Origin of the sequence: Kamptonema sp. UHCC 0994 (assembly GCF_029167235.1) — a bacterium.
In the GTDB taxonomy this organism is placed as follows: Bacteria; Cyanobacteriota; Cyanobacteriia; order Cyanobacteriales; family Microcoleaceae; genus Kamptonema.
Window position 1 is genome coordinate 1 of the sequence record NZ_JARFTR010000033.1, and the last position, 1,852, is coordinate 1,852.

2 protein-coding genes are annotated in these 1,852 nt (G+C 43.3%); both read left to right on the forward strand.

The features are described from left to right. Nucleotides 1-70 precede the first annotated feature (70 nt). A complete protein-coding gene (locus PY364_RS02780; protein WP_275520338.1) occupies nt 71-460 on the forward strand; it encodes a DUF2358 domain-containing protein in 390 nt (129 codons plus the stop codon). Nucleotides 461-502: 42 nt separating this feature from the next. Then, the gene (locus tag PY364_RS02785) at nt 503-1,675 is read left to right on the forward strand and encodes a TRC40/GET3/ArsA family transport-energizing ATPase (RefSeq protein WP_275520340.1); all 1,173 of its coding nucleotides are present in this window, start codon (nt 503-505) and stop codon (nt 1,673-1,675) included. The last annotated feature ends 177 nt before the right edge of the window (nt 1,676-1,852 follow it).

The window sequence follows — 1,852 nt, forward strand, 5'->3', positions numbered from 1 at the left end:
GGTCAATTACCGCCCAGAGGGCGGCGTTACGGATATCTTTCCTAATTGTACAACAATTAACAATTAATAAATGAACATAATTGAAATACTAAAAGCAGATTATAAAAATTTTCCCGCCGATCAAACCTATAGCATTTATGCAGAAAACGTTTACTTTCAAGACCCGATGAATCGATTTAAAGGCATCGGTCGCTACCAACAAATGATCGGGTTTATGAGTACCTTTTTTAAGGACATAAAACTAGATTTACACAACATTTCGCAGGTCGGAGATCGTATAGAAACACGCTGGACATTAAGCTGGACTGTGCCCGTACCCTGGCAACCAAGAATTGCGATCGCAGGCTGGAGCGAACTCAAGGTTAACACTAGCGGTCTGATCTGCTCCCACATCGACTACTGGGACTGTTCCCGCCTCGACGTACTCAAGCAACTCCTGTTTCCAGCAAAAACCCGCTAAAGTAAAATTATGTAAAGAATTCTCAGACGGGGTTAACAATTCATGCGCTTAATTTTGATGACCGGGAAAGGCGGAGTCGGCAAAACCTCAGTGGCGGCTGCTACTGGCCTCCGCTGCGCCGAATTGGGATACAAAACCCTAGTGTTGAGCACAGATCCCGCTCACTCTTTAGCAGATAGCTTTGATATGGAGCTCGGCCACGAAGCGCGACTGGTACAGCCGAACTTGTGGGGAGCTGAACTCGATGCTTTGATGGAATTAGAGGGAAATTGGGGAGCAGTCAAGCGCTACATTACTCAAGTTTTGCAAGCGCGGGGTCTTGATGGCATCCAGGCTGAAGAATTAGCAATTTTGCCAGGAATGGATGAGATTTTTGGCTTAGTTCGCATGAAAAGGCATTACGATGAAGGCGAATTTGATGTTTTAATTATCGATTCTGCTCCTACCGGTACGGCTTTGCGACTGTTAAGTTTGCCAGAGGTTGGCGGCTGGTACATGAGAAAATTTTACAAACCTTTGCAAGGTCTTTCTGTTGCACTCAGGCCTTTAGTAGAACCAATTTTTAGACCAATTGCGGGTTTTTCTTTGCCGAATAAAGAGGTGATGGACGCGCCTTATGAGTTTTACGAACAGATTGAAGCTTTGGAAAAGGTTTTAACTGATAATACTCAAACTTCGGTGAGGTTAGTTACCAACCCAGAAAAGATGGTAATTAAGGAGTCATTGCGAGCTCACGCTTATTTGAGTTTGTACAATGTAGCAACCGATATGGTAGTAGCAAATCGGATTATTCCCGATGAAGTGACAGATCCATTTTTTAAGCGTTGGAAAGAGAATCAGCAGCAATATCGGCAGGAGATTCACGATAACTTTATGCCGTTACCTGTGAAAGAAGTACCGCTTTATTCTGAGGAAATGTGCGGTTTGGCGGCCTTGCATCGGTTGAAAGAAACGCTTTATGGTGATGAAGATCCGAGCCAAGTTTATTACAAGGAAAATACGGTAAGAATTGTGCAGGAAAATAATCAATATAGTTTGGAATTGTACTTACCGGGGATTGCGAAGGATCAAATTAAGTTGAGTAAGTCAGCAGATGAGTTGAATATTACGATTGGCAATCATCGCCGGAATTTGGTATTACCACAGGCCTTGGCAGCGTTGCAGCCTGCTGGTGCTAAGATGGAGGATGATTATTTGAAGATTCGGTTTGCTTAGAGATTTTGGGTGAAACAGAAATTCCAGGTGCGATCGCACCTGGAACTACCTGTAACTTTACCTATAATTTTGCCGCTACTAGAACCATAAGTTTGCCGCTAACAAGACTTTGACACCTATTTTTAGGTTAGATAAATTCTGGTTTTCTTCACTTGCGGAGCCATAATTTTGCCGTCA